Raw genomic sequence first — 17,859 nt, forward strand, 5'->3', positions numbered from 1 at the left:
GTGCTTTTGGCATTATGCTAAAAGCTTTGGCGGGTACGCCCTTCACCCTTGCGGGCGATGCTATCGAGGTATTTTCATGTGTCTGACTTGTCCAAGATATTTGAAATGTATCGCGTAAATGTACCACGATATCAGAAATAATCAGCCCTTGAGTGGACGGGGAGGGTAGGCATTCTTGGCACTACCCCTAAAAAATGATGCTTTTTCTGAGAATGAAACCGCCCTGCTGCCCAAGGGGGGAGGGCTTCGCGCATTCTATTTTTTACTGAATACGATTGTCAGGGCGATCGGACTTTTTCCCCTCATTTTCCTCCTTTTATTCCGATCGCAGACTTTGAATATCTTCAACACTCAAACCAGTAGTTTGACTGATAGTTTGATTGTCCAGAACATTCAGAAGTTGCCTAGCAATTTCCAGAGCTTTTTCTCGCATTCCTAGCGCGATTCCTTCTTCTCTGCCTTCTTCTCTGCCTTCTTCTCGCCCTTGTGCGAGTCCTTCTTCAATTCCCTTTCGCAAGATTCCCTGCTGATCCATAATATACCTCTCGCGATCTTCTAAATCTTTCAACTCTTCAGGATTCAAGTTAGTTTCATTAGCAATCGCAAAAGCTTGTTGTATTTCCGAAACATTTTCCATTGTGGACGGTACTACTTCCAAACAGGGGGCATTTTTCATAAAATAAACCCACTTATCAGTCAAAGTTTCCAACCGATCCAATTGTTTGTTGAATTTTGGCAATTCAATAAATATCATTTCCATCCCTGGATCTGGATACTCAAATAAACGCTTTTTCTCCTTAAACACAAAGTGAGAAATTACTTCTCGGTCATTGTCAAACATTTCAAAATCTGTAATTGTCAAAGCAATTACAGGCTTTAACTTAAAGTAACCTTCACCGCGAATCAGTTGAGTTGAGTAAGTTTTCGCAGTATTGTAAACTACCCGTTTCGCAAAAGATTCTACATTTAAAACTTGCATCTCGATAATTACAGTTTCGCCTCCTGCCAGTCTGGCTTTGACATCCAGGTAAGAGTCTTTGAGATACTGTACTCTCGATGCTAAATACGGGTCGATAATTTCTAAGTCAGTGATGGTGGGATTGCCATCATAAATCATAGCATTGAGAAAGCTGATTAAGATTGGTTTGCTTTGATTTGAGCCAAATATTTTTTTGAAGGCAAACTCGATTTTGGGGTTAATGAATCTCATGGTCAATCTATGTTAAAGTAGTTTACCTATTATTTTAACTCAATAGACCTCTCCCATGATTATTGTGGAACAGGCATCCTGCCTGTTCTTGACTGTCTTTTTAGGAGATGTCTAATGGGAAATGGGTTGGGCCTGTTGGGAATCGCGAATTACACATTTTATTAGGATTGCTTCGTTCCTCCTATCGGACAAGGATTCAACGAGCTACAGCCACATCCTCAGATATCACCTGAGAATGCTCCACCCGAAACACATTCGCGCTTAAATTAGCCACAACTTGTTTCCCCTGCTGCGTCAGTTCCAAATAGCCGATCGCATCCTTGATATACCGATAAACCACATTCCAATAAAACTTAGGATATCCATCCCGCAAATCCCCCGGATTCCTATACCCGAAAATCTGATTCTGACCAGTTTCCTCAAACTCGTAAAACAGCGCCGCCACTTTTTGCAAATATCGCGGATCGCTCAACTGACCAATTAAATCAGCCGCGCGAACTAAACCCGGATAATTGACCGTATCTTGATAATCTTCCTCCACCGGCACTGGGAAACGAGTTAGCTCAATATTACGCTTAACCCGCTCCGCATTAATCAGTTTATGACCGCCAAAACGCTCAGAAACAAACATTTTACCGCGATCGACATGATAGGGAGTCAAACTAGCATCCGTCGCCCCCGGAGGCAGTTTTATTTTCCCATCGCCTACCCCCGTCGCATACATCCTCAAATCAGTTTGATCGAGACGGCAAACTCCCTTCACATACCCAATATCGTGACATAGCAAAGCTATGTGGAAATGCAGCCAATCTTCACAGGAAACACCCCCTTCACGAATGTGTTTGCCACGCATAATTTCCTGTCCCACCAAGGTCACTAAAATAGTATGTTCTACATTGTGGTAAAGAGCATCGCTATTGGCAATATTTTGCAAGGCCATATCAGCTACCCAGCCAATAATCTCTCCATAGTCTGACTTGAAGCCACCGTAAGTGTAGCGGTATCCTTCAATCAGCCGATTTATGAAAGCTTTAATCAGTAATTCTGTGGCATTAAACATATTCACTTCCCTGCTCGAAACTAGCGGTTTAAATATTTTTATCCTGGTTGAGGAGAGGCAACAATTTTAGCTTGATTTTTAGCTACTTTTTTCTCTGAATTCCCGTTATTATCTCCAAGCATCTACTAATAGATTATGAACGACGAAGGCTGAAATTAGCTATCGAACAACTAGCCACTCCAGGCGCACCCTAAATAATTGGCATCTATAGGCGATCGAGGTGTCAAACCCTTCAAGCACCACTAAGCCCTGACAATCAAGCTATTTCGTTAAAGAAAATCCCACCTCTGACATCTAACATCCAAAATTGTTTGACATCTTCCGCTGCGATCGCCCTATCGTTGGATATTTCACTCAACAGAACACATTAACAGTATAACTTGGTACAACTACTTAGCTAGGAATCGCGATCGGAAATCTATTCAATCTAACTACTATCCCACTGCATCCGCAAGTCGAGGGGGCAATAGCTAAATCCTGGTCATGATTTTGAGAAAAAATACTTAGGGTATAGTTATCACAAACCTCAGTAATTATGACTAATAATAACTCTACTTCATCATCCACTCAATCCGTAGATTCTCAGGTGACGAGGATAAGTCTTTTTTGTGACACCTCGATTCTCAAGAGGCGATCGGCACACCTAATTTTTGTGATTTCAAACCCAAATTAATGTGATCTGTATCACCCATGGGAACTAAAACAGTATATATAATATAAAAAAAATAATAAAATAACAAATTAAGTGCATCTCTCCATAATTCCTGTCCCGTAAATTTCTCTGCGATACATTATCTCCTCCACTTAATCATCTTCATAATCAAGGTTATAGGCAATGATTCAAGCACAAAATAAATATGCCGACCTTTCTCAACGCCGACACCCAGATATCCTAGGGCAAATTCCTCTAGAAGTCAAAGATTGGGCCCAAAGCCTCCCTTGGAACAAGCGCCGCTATCTATTGTCCCTCTGTTATATCTTGTGCGCATCCACTCCCGACTTGCAAGCCGAATTTTTAGATGACTACACGGCAGATGGCTTAGTTTCAAAAATGTTTGAAGATGTAGATACCCTACATCGAGTCAAACAGTATCTGATCAGGTTCCGAGTTAAAAAAGAATTAAACGAATCAGATTTAAGAACTTACATCAAACAATTTTACATCCACTCCGCTCAACAAGTACGCGGGCAAAACGACCAGTATTTAGAATCGGCACTTCGTTTCGTTTTGAGTACAGAAGAACGCAATAATGTTTTCAACTACATTTTGGGTTTTGAATTCATGAAAATAGTATTTCAAATGAGCTGGTTGCAACACGAACGATTGGCGAGACTACAAAAAAATCAGTACCAGTTTATCGAAACCTACATCAAGCCGATTCAACACGCACACAAAATCAACGGTATCATTGTCCCAAAAGATGAAAAAATATTTTTTGCTAGGCGCGTCTATTACGTTCAACAGCCGAATATTGCCTACAAAAAACTAATTGAATTAGTAACCGCAACTTTTACCACAGAAATGGTAACTAACTGTGGATTTTCTATCAGTCGGCACGCTCAAGCTTTGCACTTTGACTGCGATTATATCTACAATCCAGAGCCGGAAGAAGCAAGATTTCCAACGGAATTGCAATTTATTTATTGATCGTCAAGCAAATATAGCCCTTCGAGCTCTCATAGGAGGTATGAGCGAGAATTGGTAATAGGTAATTGGTAATTGGTAATTGGTAATTGGTAACAGGTGATTGGTAACAGGTGATTGGTAATTGGTAATTAATAATGCCATATACCCTATGCCCCATGCTTCGACCCGCTCGCGAAGCCGAAGGGCCCATTACCCATTACCCATTACCAATGCCCCATTACCCATTACCCATTACCCATTCTCAAATTTCTTAGTGCAAATCCATAGCACCTAGATTTCCTGGGAAGAGATAAAAATGGGCAACTATGCCTTGTGGAGGATAGTCTGAAATGGCCAATTTTTGGGATAATAAACAGCAGCACTCAACTTAGCTGAGGAATCAACGTGCTGGTATCAAAAGGTTTTGAAGTAGAAATGTATACCGGCACGCCAGAAGGTGATGTTGTCGGTCTCTCCGATCGCATAGTCGCTGATTTAGAGGGATTTGTACGAGAACCCGATAGTCGCAATGTAGAATACACGACGGCCCCACTATGCAGCTACGATCGCCTCCTGTGTGCCCTAGTCAAGCCGCGAGTCCGGCTGCGGCAATATTTAAAACAATTGGGCGACTATACCTTACTGCCGGGAAGTACCCTCTCTCTGGGAGGGAGCGATCGATTTTACAGATCGGACCCCAACAACCCCTACCACACCTACATCGAGCAAACCTACGGCACCAAAGTCGTCACCGCCAGCATTCACATCAACATCGGCATCGCTCAACCAGAAATGCTGATGCGGGCAATTCGCCTCGCCCGCGTGGAAGCACCCCTCTACCTGGCCTTGAGTGCTTCCTCCCCTTTCCTTGATGGCGAAGTCACCGGCTATCATTCCACCCGCTGGGGTTTGTTTCCCAAAACTCCCGCCATCGTCCCCCTGTTTGAAAGTCACAAGCATTACATCCAGTGGACTGAGGAACAGCTACAACTCGGTACCATGCAAAACGTCCGCCACCTGTGGTCTGCCGTGCGCCCCAATGGCGATCGTCGCCCCTACTGTCTCAACCGCCTAGAACTGAGAATTTGTGACCTTGAAGTCAATCCTCTTGCCCTGTTAGCCATTACAGCCTTGCTAGAAGCTCGGATTGGGCAGATGATGGAAGACCCCAGCTTAGACCCCTTAGAACTGTCCACCTTCCCCGCCGCTACCCGCAACCAAGACTTAGTTGCTCTCACCGATGCCAACGAAATTGCTGCATCTCGTCACAGTTTGGATGCAGAACTGCGACACTGGCAAGATGGCAGAACTATTCTGGCACGGGATTGGATAGAGGAAATTTACCAGCAAGTCTGGCCAATTGCCAAAAAAAGTGGCTTTAGCTGCTTTCTCTCACCGCTCAAAAAGATTCTGCGAGAAGGCAACACCGCCCAGCAGTGGTTAAAACTCCATGAGAGTGGTTTGGACACCCGCAGTATTATTCGGCAAGGGATTAATGGTATGGTTCAACAGGAATGGGAACTCGAAGATAACTTGTGCGCCCAGTTAGTTGCTTGAAAAGACAATTTCCCGACAAATCAGAATATTTAATCAATCGCGTCAGACACAGGTTATAAATAAAAGCTATGGTTGTCTCTACCTTTGGGTAGATTTTTCTGCAACTACCAAGACGGTGAAGACGCTCTTAATGGCCCAAACCATTAGACATCTCCCTTCTTGCTTTTTCCTGAATTTCCCCCCTGCCCCCCAACGGCGGAGGGGGGGTGACTTCTTCGTTCTTGCTTCTTCCTTCTTCTATAGCTTCATGCCCCAACTTGTCTTGATTCACCCCCAAATCCCCCCCAATACTGGGAATATCGCCCGCACTTGCGCAGCCACAGGCACTGAATTGCATTTGGTCGGGCCACTGGGATTTGAAATTACCGATCGCTACCTGAAACGGGCTGGTTTAGATTACTGGCCCCATGTCAACCTCCACATTCACGAGAATTTAGAAGCTTTTCTGGCTTGTCAGCAGCAACGGGGAGGACGCTCCATCGGATTCAGCACAGGCGGGCGATACAGTTACACGCAATTCCAGTTTCTTGCCAGCGACTGGCTGATGTTTGGCTCGGAAACAGTCGGCATTCCTCAATTTGTCTTAGATGCCTGCGATGCCACAGTTTTTATTCCCATGAGCCAGCCGGGAGTGCGGAGTTTAAATCTTTCTGTCAGCGCCGCTGTAGGTTTATTTGAGGCAAAGCGACAGTTGGGCGAACTGGGATAAAGAATCATCTATACATACACATATAGATATTTAATAGCTTTATACCTCTAGGAAATCTACATCAAAATATAAGAAATTTGTATCAAAGCTGTGAGAATCTAAACAGCCAAGATTAATAGATCATATTGAACCAAAAAGAGATTGTTATCATCAATACCAAAATGTTTCAAAGATGATTGAGCAAGCAAAACAGAGTTTTTGAGCGTTCTAGCGTTCGAGATGGAACTTAGAACCCATAGTGGCGCTACATCTAGTAAATATACGGTTGTAGTTATTTGCGAAGTTAGGATAGAGTGCGATCGTTAAAGATCTTACTCCTAGCCCGCAGTGGCGAACAGATATTTTATCTATTTGTTCTAGCTATTGCCGTGTAAGGGTTTTGGGTGCGATCGCCGCATAATTTACCAGAAAATTTAATTTTTTTGGCTCTCCGAGCTTGTCTAAATTAAAAAATCAAGGTAATCTTGCCTAAGCATGATAGCTGTCAACAATCAAAATATTTTTGTTTGTTGATAAATCAGTGTCATGCAATCCCTTGCGTGTTTCCAAGGACAGTTAGCGCTTCTCAGTAGGAGGTCGTTTTTTTGAAACGAATATATCCCCAAAAAAATCAGCCTGTTAAGGCTAGTGAAATCGACAGAGACGGTTCTACAGAACAGTCCAAACAGACAACGCTAAGCACTGGCAGAGTTCGCTCTCTAGCCACGCTCGGACTTGCAATATCGGTGGGTGCTTCCGGCATCTTGCTGCCGAGAACCGGGGACAGCGCTCGCGCGTCCGAACTCGCACCGACACCAGAACCCACCGCCGAAGTACAGCCAGCGTCGGCTAACGAAATCCCTACCTCTGTAGGTGATACTTCCCCAGTTGCATCAGCAGCTCAACCTGATAAGCAGGTAGCGGTTAAGGTGCAACCAGGACAAACTCTGTGGGAGTTATCACAGGACTATGCAGTTGCTCCAAATGCACTAGCAACTGCTAACGGCATTAAATCCGAAACCTTACTCCAAGTAGGGCAAAAACTTACAATTCCGTCGGCGGATGTCGTCGCACCACAACAGAATGTCGGCAACACCCCAGACGCAGCAGCCGAGGAAACCTCCCAGGTCAATCCCGAACAAAAGTTAGATTTAACAGGCTCTGAGCCTGCTTCTAGTCCGGTGGTGCAATCAGGGGAGCAATCAACAGCAACGATCCCCCTCGGAACTCCCACACCGGAGCCAAACTCCAGCTTCGTGCCCAATCCCAACGGGGCGATTGAGAGTTTGAAAAAACAGGAAAACCGGACAACAGCAGTGGGTCAGACCCAGTTAGAGTCTGAGGGAGGAACGAGTTCATCTACATCATCGGCTGTATCCTTGCAGTCGCCTGCACCGACGCAGGCATCTTCCACCTCTGCAACGCCAACGGGTATCCCGAATAGCGGGTTTGCTCAATCATCATCTATTGAACAATCCCTGGTAACACCCAGTTTACCCTCTGCTGTGGTAGTTGCCCCAGCCAACACTACCTCCGCACCAACGGATGTGTTGTACAGTGTGCGTCCAGGAGATACCCTAGATGCGATCGCCTCATCTCAGGGCGTGTCGGCACAAGACCTGATCGCCGTCAACAAGCTCGGCAACCCCAATTTACTCAATGTCAATCAACGGCTGAAAATTCCGAAAGCTGGGTCAAACAATCCAGCGGTACAAGCATCCGTTTCTATTCAGGCATCTAACTCTACATCTGTCTTTTCGGCAGCTTCGGTTCCCGCATCTTTGAACCCCAGCTCGTCTACCCCAGAAATTCCTGGTGCTGGCGTTACAGTATCTGCGCCCACAGTACCGATGGTCTCTCCCCTGGCGAACTTGGAAGGTCTGAACAATATTTCAGCGCCGATGGTTCCCCAAATTAACAACATCCCGCTAACTCAAGTTTCTCAAACCATTAGCGACCCTGGGAAGTTGGAGCTTCAAGGCGAACCAAAATTCACCGGTGCTGTTGATACCAGTGCGCTACCAATGCCAGCCACTGCCAGCTCTACCTTGAATGCTGCATCAGCTCAGCCTGCTAACTGGACACCAGTTGTCAGCACCCAGGGTTTAGCCACCGATGGAGCTAGTGTTCTACCGGATTCCTCAGCAGCGACTACTCCATCGGCAGAGGCTCTGAATCCTTATGCTGAACGCTTAAGGGCGGAAGTCGTCCGGCTACGAGAGGAATATCGGGCAGAGCGAAATTCGATCGGTCCCAATTCAGTGGCCCTAGCTCCCACGCAAGACCCAGAGGCTCAAGTCCCTGGTGGCAACTTGTCTGAGGACAGCGAACGTCTCAACCCCTATCTCTACACCCCAGAGTACGCTGGAACGGTGCAGAATGAAATCAGCAGACCCCCGTCGAGAGTGTGGAGCCAGGAGGTTCAGAAGCAGCAGCAAGAGCGTTTTGACCCCGCCCGCGCCGCCCAATCGCAACCGATCGACCTGACACCGAACTCTAATTTAGAACGGCCCGTGGTGGCGACTGCTCCCTTGGGTTCCCAGGGTTACGACCCCCTCAGCAATCCCTCTTTGGGACAGATGGTTTCTCCTGAATTGCCACCCCTTTCTGGCGCTGATACCTATCTGCCTAACGGTTCAAAACAGTCGGCCAATGGGTTTATTTGGCCTGCTAAAGGTGTTTTCACTTCCGGCTACGGCTGGCGTTGGGGACGGATGCACAAGGGTATTGACGTTGCAGGACCGATCGGCACACCCATTGTCGCCGCCTCGGACGGGGTAGTAACCTATGCACAATGGAACGACGGTGGCTACGGCTATCTGGTGGAAATTACCCATCCTGACGGCACTGAGACTGTCTATGCCCACAACAGCCGGATTTTGGTGCAAAAAGGTCAGAAAGTTGCTCAAGGGGAACAGATTTCCGAAATGGGGAGCACAGGCAATAGTACCGGCCCTCACTTGCACTTTGAAATTCATCCCGCCGGATCGGGAGCTGTCAATCCGATGGCTTTCCTGCCCAAGGATGATTCCAGCGCTTCTCGCTAAGCATTTGTTTCAAGTTATGGGTTTTGATATATCAGCAAAACTCATGACTTTATTCGTTGGTCATTACAAATAATGTAGTCAAGCAGCTATCCCTAAAACGCCCTACCGTGCTACGATAGTAAATCGTGAACAGGTTTTGGCTCAGTGGCGCAGTGGTTAGCGCAGGGGACTCATAAGCCCAAGGTCGCAGGTTCAAATCCCGCCTGAGCCATAATGTGATGACAATCAGCACGCTCTCAAAACTGAGAGCGTGTTTTTTATTTTGATTTAAGGTAACTGTACTCGTTATGACTATGATATATTTGTAACAGTTCGTAAAAAAGGAAACAAAATCTATGACGAGTGAATGCCTCCGGGTTGGTCAGGCTGCCCCAGACTTCGCAGCAACAGCGGTAGTGGATCAGGAATTCAAGACTGTTAAACTGTCTGACTATAAAGGCAAAAAATATGTAGTCCTGTTCTTTTACCCCTTGGACTTCACTTTTGTCTGCCCAACAGAGATTACAGCATTTAGCGATCGCTTTGAAGACTTCAATAAACTCGATACCGAAATCCTCGGCGTATCCGTTGACAGCGAATTCTCTCACCTAGCTTGGATACAATCAGACCGCAAATCCGGCGGGGTTGGCGACCTCAACTATCCTTTAGTGGCTGATATCAAAAAAACAATTAGTGCCGCCTACAACGTGCTTGACCCAGAAGCAGGCATTGCCCTCAGAGGTCTGTTTATCATCGATAAAGAAGGCATCATCCAACACTCCACTATCAACAACCTTGCCTTCGGTCGCAACGTGGATGAAACTCTCCGCACTCTCCAAGCTATTCAACACGTCCAGTCTCACCCCGATGAAGTTTGTCCCGCTGGCTGGCAGCCCGGTGACAAGACTATGACTCCCGATCCAGTTAAGTCTAAAGTCTTCTTTGCTGCTGTCTAAATTGATAGTTTTGAGTTTTGAGTTTTGAGTTAAAGAGTTTTTAATTCAAAACTCGAAACTTTCCCTGCAATTCCCAATTCCCCAATTCCCCAATTCCCAATTACCCAATTAGGAAATATGCTGACTTCTACTGATTTTAGCGGCTTGTTAAATCAGCGGTTTTTCCAAAATTTATTGCCTGTCCCTGCTACTAATTCTCTGAAACTGGGACACAGAACCCCTGATTTTGAATTGCCGGATCTCAATAATGGTAAATTAGTACGGCTATCTAATTATCGCGGCGATAGGCCTGTGGTTCTGGCTTTTACTCGGATTTTTACTGAAAAGCAATATTGCCCCTTCTGTTTTCCTCATATTAAAGCCTTGAATGAAAACTGGGAAAAATTTGCCGATCGCAATATAGAATTATTGATGGTGACAAGTACCGACGAGCGGCAAAGTCAGATAGTGGTTAGAGATTTAAGCTTAAAAATGCCACTTTTGAGCGATCCTAGTTGTCAAGTTTTTCGCGCCTATCAAGTCGGTCAAGCTTTAGGAGCGCCTTTGCCTGCTCAGTTTGTTTTGGATGCAGATGGAAAACTTCTATTTAAACATTTGTTCTCCTTTATCGACCACAATGCTAGTGTGGAAACTTTGTTAAAATCTATTCCCTCTTGACACTCCACCACCGGGGGCGAACAATCTGGCAATTGCTGTGCCACCCCCGATGTCTAGGACACCGTTGGCATTGTTGGGATACCGCCACATCCATCGCCCCAGTGCCAAGTCATAAGCACCTCGACACTCGTCAACCGCTGATACAGAGCGAATTGTAGTTAAGCATTCGTGGCCGTTGAACGTAAATTCCATCGTGGTGTTGATGTCTAGCAAATGTCTAGCAAATATCTAGCAAATGTCTAGCAAATATCTAGCAAAGGAAACAGGCAACCATGATCCAAACCCAGACCAAAATTAACGCTTGGGGACTTCCAAAACTTGTACAAAATGCGGTCATATTCATAGAAAGTTAGGTGGCTCTAAAACTTTTAGATGTCCCAACTGCGGTTATGAAATACCCCGCGATTTTAATGGCGCTTTGGGGATTTTCCTCAAAGCTTTGTGGGATACCACCATACTCTCAGACGTGTCTGATGAGTGTGCTATATTCAGATTTTTACCGATTGTCGGGGATTGTCTGGATTAAAACTATCAGAGCCCTTGAACTATGGTAGCCTCCTATTTCTTACTAGGAGGAATCTTCTCAATACTAATCAGCGCCTCCATCACCGACTCCACAATCGGTGCCGCTACAGTCCCTCCCGAACCCCCCTTCGGCTCATCAATCACTGCCAAAACCACATACCGAGGAGCCTCCACAGGCATAATTCCGACAAAGCTAGTAATAATCGCCTTGTTAGAATAACCACCACCACTAGCCTTTTGAGCCGTACCCGTTTTCCCTGCAATTCGATAGCCGGGAATCTGTGCAGCCTTCCCCGTACCGCCATCCACAACAGTTTCCATCATCTCTAACACTTGCTTAGTGGTTTTAGGTGAAAAAACCTGCTTCGCTACAACCCTCGGAAGCTTCCAATAAGCTTGACCTTCGCGATCGAAAAGTCCCCGCACTACGTGGGGAGTTACCAACTTTCCACCATTCGCCAAAGCCCCATTAAGCTGCACCAATTGAATCGGAGTAATTGAAAAACCTTGGCCAAAAGCAGTGGTAGCAACTTCCACCGGAGAATTGATAAATTGCTCTCGATTTTTGAGCTGACTGGTTACTTCAAAAGGCAAATCAGTACCTGCACTTTGTCCTAGTCCTAGTTTTTCTAAAGCTTGATAGTAAAGAGAAGACTTCATAGTTCTCATAATGTGTACCATCCCCACATTACTAGAATGTTTTAAAATCTCTGTAACCGTCGAAGGACCCCGCGCCCCTGCTGACTGATAATCGGAATTTTGAATCGGCCAGATACCCATGTAAATTCGACCTTCATCGTTAAACACGCTGTTAGGTTTGACAGCACCAGCTTCCATGGCGATCGCCACATTAATTGCTTTAAAAGTCGAACCTGGTTCGTAAACATCAGTGACAGCCCAATTTTTATAACGTTCCAAACCAAAATTAAAATACTGATTGGGATCGTAGGATGGTTCGGCCACCATCGATAGCAACTCTCCATTACGGGCATCCATCACAATCACTGTGCCCCGCTTCGCCCCATGTTTCTCCATTTTTTCCCTCAGAGCAATCCGGGCTACCCGCTGCAAACGGCTGTCAATCGTCAATTGCAATTTCAAGTCATCCAACTGGACAAATCCTGCCGTCAGTCGATCGGGAAGCCAATGCCCATCGATCGACTTACTAAATTGAATTGACGGCATCGATCGTTCCAGCAAATTCTGCTGACTGTATTCTACTCCTGCTTGCCCCTTCCGCTCTCCATCGACATAACCCAAGACATCGGCTACCAATTCCTGCTGCGGGTAAAAACGCTGCTGCTGTCGCACCAATTCCAACCCATCAACGGGACTATTTTTAATCAGCATCCGCCCCACTCGATCGGCAACTTCTTGAGCCAAGGAATCAGCGATCGTAATACCACTTTCGGCCAGATTAAACTTTTGCAGCAATTCAGTTTCCGCCGTATTACCCGCGGTAACTTTGATGGGGAGCATGGGAGCCAAGGAGGCTGCGATTTCTGCCTTGGTGTGCTTAAATAACTTCGGGTGAGCGTAGAGCGTGTACACCTGTCGGTCGATCGCCAACACATTCCCATTGCGGTCAATAATCGGACGTCTGGGTACAAAGGGCTTAGTTTTCAAAGTCTGTTGCTGCTGGGCTTGTTTTTGCAGCGCTGGCCCTCGCGTCACCTGCAAATAAAACAAATTCACAGCCAGCCCTAGCCCTCCTAACATCAACACGGCCCACACCGCCCACAAGCGAAACTTGCTCAGTTTTAAGCGATTCATCGGTGGCCGAGGCGGGCTACCAGGCTTGCCAGAAATAGCACTTTTCGTTGGTTTAGCCCATCGAGTGCGATCGTCCGGCTGTTTTGAACCTTTCGAGTTGGGGGATCTGTAGCGGTCAAAACGAGGATCGTAGCTCATAAACAATAAGTCATTAGTTAGTGGTTATTGGTTATTTGTTGGTTGTTCGTCCTAACCAATAACCGATGCCCGATGCCCCATTCCTGATTAATAACCTAGGGGAGTTTCCACAGTATCTGAACCCTGGGCTCCTGGGGCGGGAGTTGGTGGGGTCGCCGCTTGGGGCGATCGACCAACTGGGGTTGGCTGCAAGAAAATTGTCTCCCCAGGCTTCTGTGGGGCCAAACCCGTTGCTGGATTTTCCGCGTCTTTAGCCAGTTGGTGTTTCAAGACTTCGCTGGCGGCACTCAACTGCTGTTCTCGGAGGCGCAGAGTTTCCAACTTTTGATACTCTTGACTCCAGCGTTGCTGGCCGTAGACTGTCAAGCCGTAGACACTTAAAGCTCCGCTCAACAGCAGTATAACTGCCACAGAAGAAGCCCGTTGGACTCCCAGGAGCGATTGGAGCCACGCCGGATATACGCGATGATGCGGCAGCACTTTGAGTACAGATGCTTCCTGCCGAGGCTGTGTTTGAGCTGTTTCTGCTGGGGAGTAGTTGGGTAATACTGGCCCTGTTTTTGCCCGCCTGCGTTGAGCAATGGAAGTAACTTTGCTGTTGGCAGACCCAGAGGCGGGTTTGCGAGCCGCTTTGCGGCGAGAATCCGTGGTTCTGATAGCAGCAGTCATAGAATTCACCAATACTTGACTTAGGTTAGGATTGCTTTTGGAGCGATCGGATATTCAATGGTGGCAATTGGAGCTAGATCGGTTATCCTTGCCAAGGATACCTCACAAACCAACTAACCAATCCTATCACTGGTCTATTTTCCTGCTTCTTTTACCGGAAAAAGAAAAACTTTGCCATCTTAGGATACCCGGAAGTAAAACAAATCCTTGAGCCGATCGGCAGTAAGGCCAGCTATACTTCCTGACTATAAAACCCTGTAGAGGTCAATCATCAGGATACCTCGAAGCCAAGTTCAACATATCCTCAATGGGTCTGTTGTCAGCCCACAAAATAATCTTTGATTTGATGTGGGAATATGTGACTAAATGCAGTATTGTAATCAACGAGCGAATCGTCGCTCGATTCGTGCCAGCATTGGTTCTCCAGTAAACCATTCCCTATCTGTAGCTGCTCTACCAGAGTGTTACTGATAGAAGCCACGGAATCTCGCCGGGAGCGATGAGATTTCTGATTTTACGGTTCAAAACCGCTCACTCGTTTTCATCCCTGCTCTAAACAGACAGGGTTTCCAACCTAGGAGATTTTTTATGAACAAGGGATTAATTCGTCTGACTTTGGTACTAGGCTTAGCCGCCACTCTTGGCGCTTGCGCTGGTGAAACTGCCCCTACCGCTACTCCTTCCTCTGCTGGTGAAGCCAGTCCTCCTCCTGCTTCTGCTCCAGCACCAAAGGAATCTCCAAAGACCGCTCCAGGGGCTGAGAAGTCTCCAGGGGCTGAAAAGTCTCCCGCAGCTACTAAGTCTCCTGCTGCTAAAGAATCGGCTTCTCCTGCTCCTAAAAAGCCCTAACCACGGCGATCGCGGAGTACAGCCCCAACGGGCCTAGCCTGCTGCTAAAAAATCGTTCGCTTCTCACATTTTTTTATCACACTGGTCTGGGCCTGATGTTGGGTGTTGGTTTTTGTCCGATCTCGAAGGGACAATGGATGCAGAAACAATTCTGAACAGAGTGCATTGTCAAGTATCCAATCAAAAAAATTGTGAAAATAAATAATATTAGCCTGTGGCTATTTTCATGATTGCTTGTACTTAACGCCGATAAGTGGCTGTGTGAACAGGAAAGAATTTAGACCTAAAGATTGATCTAAAATCGATCTAAAAACTTTAATACAGTAGTTGCCATACCACAAGACAAAGTAAAAGTCAATAGTATTTAGAGAAATATACAAATCTTTCAATTTGTTTTAAGATTTTGATAATTAGATATTAGCCCATAGCAAAACCAAGCTCAACGGCAGGTGAAAACACTTGACCGAAAGCCGGGGTCAGAATGCGATCGGGCAAAATCAGGCTGATTCAGTGGTAGGATGAGCAAGAAAAAATGTAAAAAAATGTAAAGTACCACGTCGAGCCAACTTTTTCTTTTCAAAATAATTAAATTAAGTGATTGAGGTAAGTAGTTTTATGCCCGCGACTGTCCCATTTGAACAGATTGACCGGATTGTGGGGAATCAGCACCACGATCCCTTTGAAGTGCTCGGCCCCCACGCGATCGAGGAAAACGGCAAAAAAATCTGGGCCGTCCGAGTTTATCTGCCCAATGCGGATGCGGTATCAGTGGTGTTGCCAGCATCGAGAACGGAACACCCGATGCAGTCAGTACATCACCCTCATTTTTTTGAATGTGCGATCGAAATTCCCGAACTAGCTAACTACCAACTGCGAGTCAAAGAAGGAGAACACGAACGTTTTATCTACGATCCCTACGCCTTTCGATCGCCCAAACTCACAGAATTCGACCAGCATCTATTCTCCGAAGGTAATCACCACCGGATCTACGAAAAACTAGGGGCGCACCTCACCCAAGTAGACGGCATCCCAGGAGTATATTTTGCAGTTTGGGCGCCCAATGCGCGCAACGTCTCAGTTTTAGGCGATTTCAACTATTGGGACGGCCGCAAACATCAAATGCGGAAGTCCCAAAATGGCATCTGGGAATTATTTATTCCGGGACTCGATGCGGGAACTCACTACAAATATGAAGTGAAAAACCAAGACGGACATCCCTATGAAAAGTCAGACCCCTACGGTTTCCAGCAAGAAGTACGACCAAAAACAGCATCCATAGTCACAGACTTAAACACCTACACTTGGAACGACAGCGCTTGGATCGAAAAACGGAGGCAGACAGACCCCCTGACACAGCCGATTTCCGTTTACGAATGCCACATCGGTTCTTGGCTCCATGCCGCCAGTGATGAACCTTCAGTGTTGCCAAATGGTGACATAGAAAGGCTCGTCCAAGTTTCTGAACTGAAACCAGGGGCCCGGTTTCTGACTTATCGGGAATTAGCCGATAGACTAATTCCTTACGTCAAAGATTTGGGATACACTCACATCGAAGTTCTACCAGTGGCAGAACATCCTTTCGACGGCTCTTGGGGTTATCAAGTGACGGGCTATTTCGCCCCAACATCCCGCTACGGCAAACCAGAAGATTTCATGTATTTTGTTGACCAGTGTCACGCTGTGGGCATTGGTGTACTGGTGGACTGGGTACCGGGACATTTCCCCAAAGATGGACACGGTTTGGCTTTCTTTGATGGAACTCACTTGTACGAACACGCGGACCCGCGCAAAGGCGAACACAAAGAGTGGGGAACCCTGGTATTTAACTACGGCCGCAACGAGGTGCGGAATTTCTTAGTATCTAACGCTCTTTTCTGGTTCGACAAATACCACATCGACGGAATTCGGGTAGATGCCGTGGCTTCCATGCTGTATTTGGATTACTGTCGGGAACCGGGAGAATGGCTGACTAATCAGTACGGTGGCCGGGAAAATATTGAGGCGGCAGATTTTCTGCGGCAGGTGAATCATGTAATTTTCAGCTATTTCCCTGGTTCACTGTCCATCGCCGAAGAATCTACCTCTTGGCCGATGGTCTCTTGGCCGACCTATGTAGGTGGCTTGGGCTTCAATCTGAAGTGGAACATGGGTTGGATGCACGATATGCTCGACTATTTCCACATGGACCCTTGGTTCCGCCAGTTTCACCAGAACAACATAACTTTCAGTATGTGGTACAACCACAGCGAGAATTTTATGCTGGCGCTATCCCACGATGAGGTAGTCCACGGAAAGGCTCACATCATTGGGAAAATGCCTGGAGATGAATGGCAAAAGTGTGCAAACGTGCGGTGTTTGTTTACTTTTATGTTTACTCACCCAGGCAAGAAAACCATGTTTATGGGGATGGAGTTCGGTCAGTGGCAAGAGTGGAACGTTTGGGGGGATTTGCAGTGGAATTTGCTGCAATTTGAGCCTCACCAAAAGTTGAAGCTGTTTTTTAAGGATTTGAACAATCTGTACCGCAGCGAATCAGCACTTTATAGTCAAGATTTTGCTGAGGATGGGTTTGACTGGATTGATTGCAGCGATAATCGGCACAGCGTCGTCGCTTTTATACGTCGAGCTAAGGATAGTGACGAGTTTGTGGTGACTGTTTGCAATTTTACGCCGCAGCCGCACTCTCATTATCGCGTCGGAGTGCCGGAGGCGGGTTTCTATACGGAGTTGTTTAACAGCGACGCACGGGAGTACGGTGGCAGCAATATGGGCAATTTGGGGGGCAAGTGGACTGATGAGTGGTGGTTCCACAATAGTGCTTATTCGATCGACTTGTGTTTGCCGCCTTTGGGTGTGTTAATTTTGAAGCTCGATCGGGCAAAAACAGCAGCAAAATCTCAAGAGTTTTGATGACGGTTGATAGTTGACAGTTGACAGTTGACGGTTGACAGTTGACTGTTGACTGTTGTTAGTGGCCGAAATTAGGATACGGCAGTGCCCATTGGTGTCAACTTAACGTCAAACCTAGTCACAGATTGCTGTTTGACTATTAAATCCAGATCCCCCCTAGCCCCCCTTAAGAAGGGGGGGACAAGATTCCGATCAAAGTCCCCCTTCCCCCCTT

General features: G+C 46.5%; 13 protein-coding genes, 1 tRNA gene and 1 pseudogene. 10 read left to right on the forward strand and 5 right to left on the reverse strand.

Going from position 1 to position 17,859, the window contains the following annotated elements:
- Window positions 1-316: 316 nt before the first annotated feature.
- Entirely contained in the window at window positions 317-1,210 is an 894-nt protein-coding gene (locus ACBR23_RS26345) for an Rpn family recombination-promoting nuclease/putative transposase (protein ID WP_371120652.1), read from the reverse strand.
- Window positions 1,211-1,406: 196 nt separating this feature from the next.
- The gene (locus tag ACBR23_RS26350; protein WP_371117799.1) at window positions 1,407-2,270 is read right to left on the reverse strand and encodes an Npun_R2479 family HD domain-containing metalloprotein; all 864 of its coding nucleotides are present in this window, start codon (window positions 2,268-2,270) and stop codon (window positions 1,407-1,409) included.
- Window positions 2,271-3,105: 835 nt separating this feature from the next.
- On the opposite strand from ACBR23_RS26350, the gene ACBR23_RS26355 reads away from it, so the two are divergent.
- From ACBR23_RS26355 to ACBR23_RS26385, 7 genes are all read left to right on the forward strand, one after another.
- On the forward strand, window positions 3,106-3,918 hold the full coding sequence (locus ACBR23_RS26355) for a cobyrinic acid a,c-diamide synthase (RefSeq protein ID WP_371117798.1): 813 nt from the start codon (window positions 3,106-3,108) through the stop codon (window positions 3,916-3,918).
- Between the two features lie 384 nt (window positions 3,919-4,302).
- Window positions 4,303-5,454 (forward strand): glutamate--cysteine ligase, encoded by a 1,152-nt coding sequence (gene gshA / locus ACBR23_RS26360; RefSeq protein WP_341739315.1) that lies wholly within the window; start codon window positions 4,303-4,305, stop codon window positions 5,452-5,454.
- A gap of 247 nt (window positions 5,455-5,701) precedes the next feature.
- Window positions 5,702-6,163, forward strand: coding sequence for a tRNA (cytidine(34)-2'-O)-methyltransferase (locus tag ACBR23_RS26365; protein ID WP_340524135.1), 462 nt, complete (start codon window positions 5,702-5,704; stop codon window positions 6,161-6,163).
- 584 nt (window positions 6,164-6,747) lie between these two features.
- The gene (locus ACBR23_RS26370; protein ID WP_371117797.1) at window positions 6,748-9,189 is read left to right on the forward strand and encodes a peptidoglycan DD-metalloendopeptidase family protein; all 2,442 of its coding nucleotides are present in this window, start codon (window positions 6,748-6,750) and stop codon (window positions 9,187-9,189) included.
- A 138-nt stretch (window positions 9,190-9,327) separates the two neighbouring features.
- Window positions 9,328-9,400: transfer RNA gene (locus tag ACBR23_RS26375), tRNA-Met, on the forward strand.
- A gap of 124 nt (window positions 9,401-9,524) precedes the next feature.
- Window positions 9,525-10,124, forward strand: a complete 600-nt coding sequence (locus ACBR23_RS26380; RefSeq protein WP_341739318.1) for a peroxiredoxin — start codon at window positions 9,525-9,527, stop codon at window positions 10,122-10,124.
- A gap of 117 nt (window positions 10,125-10,241) precedes the next feature.
- A complete protein-coding gene (locus ACBR23_RS26385) occupies window positions 10,242-10,781 on the forward strand; it encodes a redoxin domain-containing protein (protein ID WP_341739319.1) in 540 nt (179 codons plus the stop codon).
- On the opposite strand, the gene ACBR23_RS26390 is transcribed toward ACBR23_RS26385, so the two are convergent.
- Window positions 10,761-10,973 carry a hypothetical protein gene (locus ACBR23_RS26390; protein WP_341739320.1) on the reverse strand — a complete coding sequence of 71 codons (213 nt, stop codon included), beginning with the start codon at window positions 10,971-10,973 and terminating at the stop codon, window positions 10,761-10,763. The two genes, ACBR23_RS26385 and ACBR23_RS26390, sit on opposite strands and share 21 nt — an antisense overlap.
- Before the next feature lie 115 nt (window positions 10,974-11,088).
- Here ACBR23_RS26390 and ACBR23_RS26395 point away from each other — a divergent pair.
- A pseudogene (locus ACBR23_RS26395) lies at window positions 11,089-11,307 on the forward strand (zinc ribbon domain-containing protein); the annotation flags it as partial.
- 32 nt (window positions 11,308-11,339) lie between these two features.
- On the opposite strand, the gene ACBR23_RS26400 reads toward ACBR23_RS26395, so the two are convergent.
- The gene (locus ACBR23_RS26400; RefSeq protein WP_371120653.1) at window positions 11,340-13,217 is read right to left on the reverse strand and encodes a peptidoglycan D,D-transpeptidase FtsI family protein; all 1,878 of its coding nucleotides are present in this window, start codon (window positions 13,215-13,217) and stop codon (window positions 11,340-11,342) included.
- Between the two features lie 87 nt (window positions 13,218-13,304).
- The gene (locus ACBR23_RS26405) at window positions 13,305-13,886 is read right to left on the reverse strand and encodes a hypothetical protein (protein ID WP_371120654.1); all 582 of its coding nucleotides are present in this window, start codon (window positions 13,884-13,886) and stop codon (window positions 13,305-13,307) included.
- Between the two features lie 588 nt (window positions 13,887-14,474).
- Here ACBR23_RS26405 and ACBR23_RS26410 point away from each other — a divergent pair.
- The gene (locus tag ACBR23_RS26410; RefSeq protein ID WP_341739323.1) at window positions 14,475-14,735 is read left to right on the forward strand and encodes a serine protease; all 261 of its coding nucleotides are present in this window, start codon (window positions 14,475-14,477) and stop codon (window positions 14,733-14,735) included.
- 615 nt (window positions 14,736-15,350) lie between these two features.
- Window positions 15,351-17,645, forward strand: coding sequence for a 1,4-alpha-glucan branching enzyme (glgB, locus tag ACBR23_RS26415; RefSeq protein WP_341739324.1), 2,295 nt, complete (start codon window positions 15,351-15,353; stop codon window positions 17,643-17,645).
- Window positions 17,646-17,859: the final 214 nt, after the last annotated feature.

Source organism: Microcoleus sp., from assembly GCF_041354475.1.
GTDB lineage: Bacteria > Cyanobacteriota > Cyanobacteriia > Cyanobacteriales > Microcoleaceae > Microcoleus.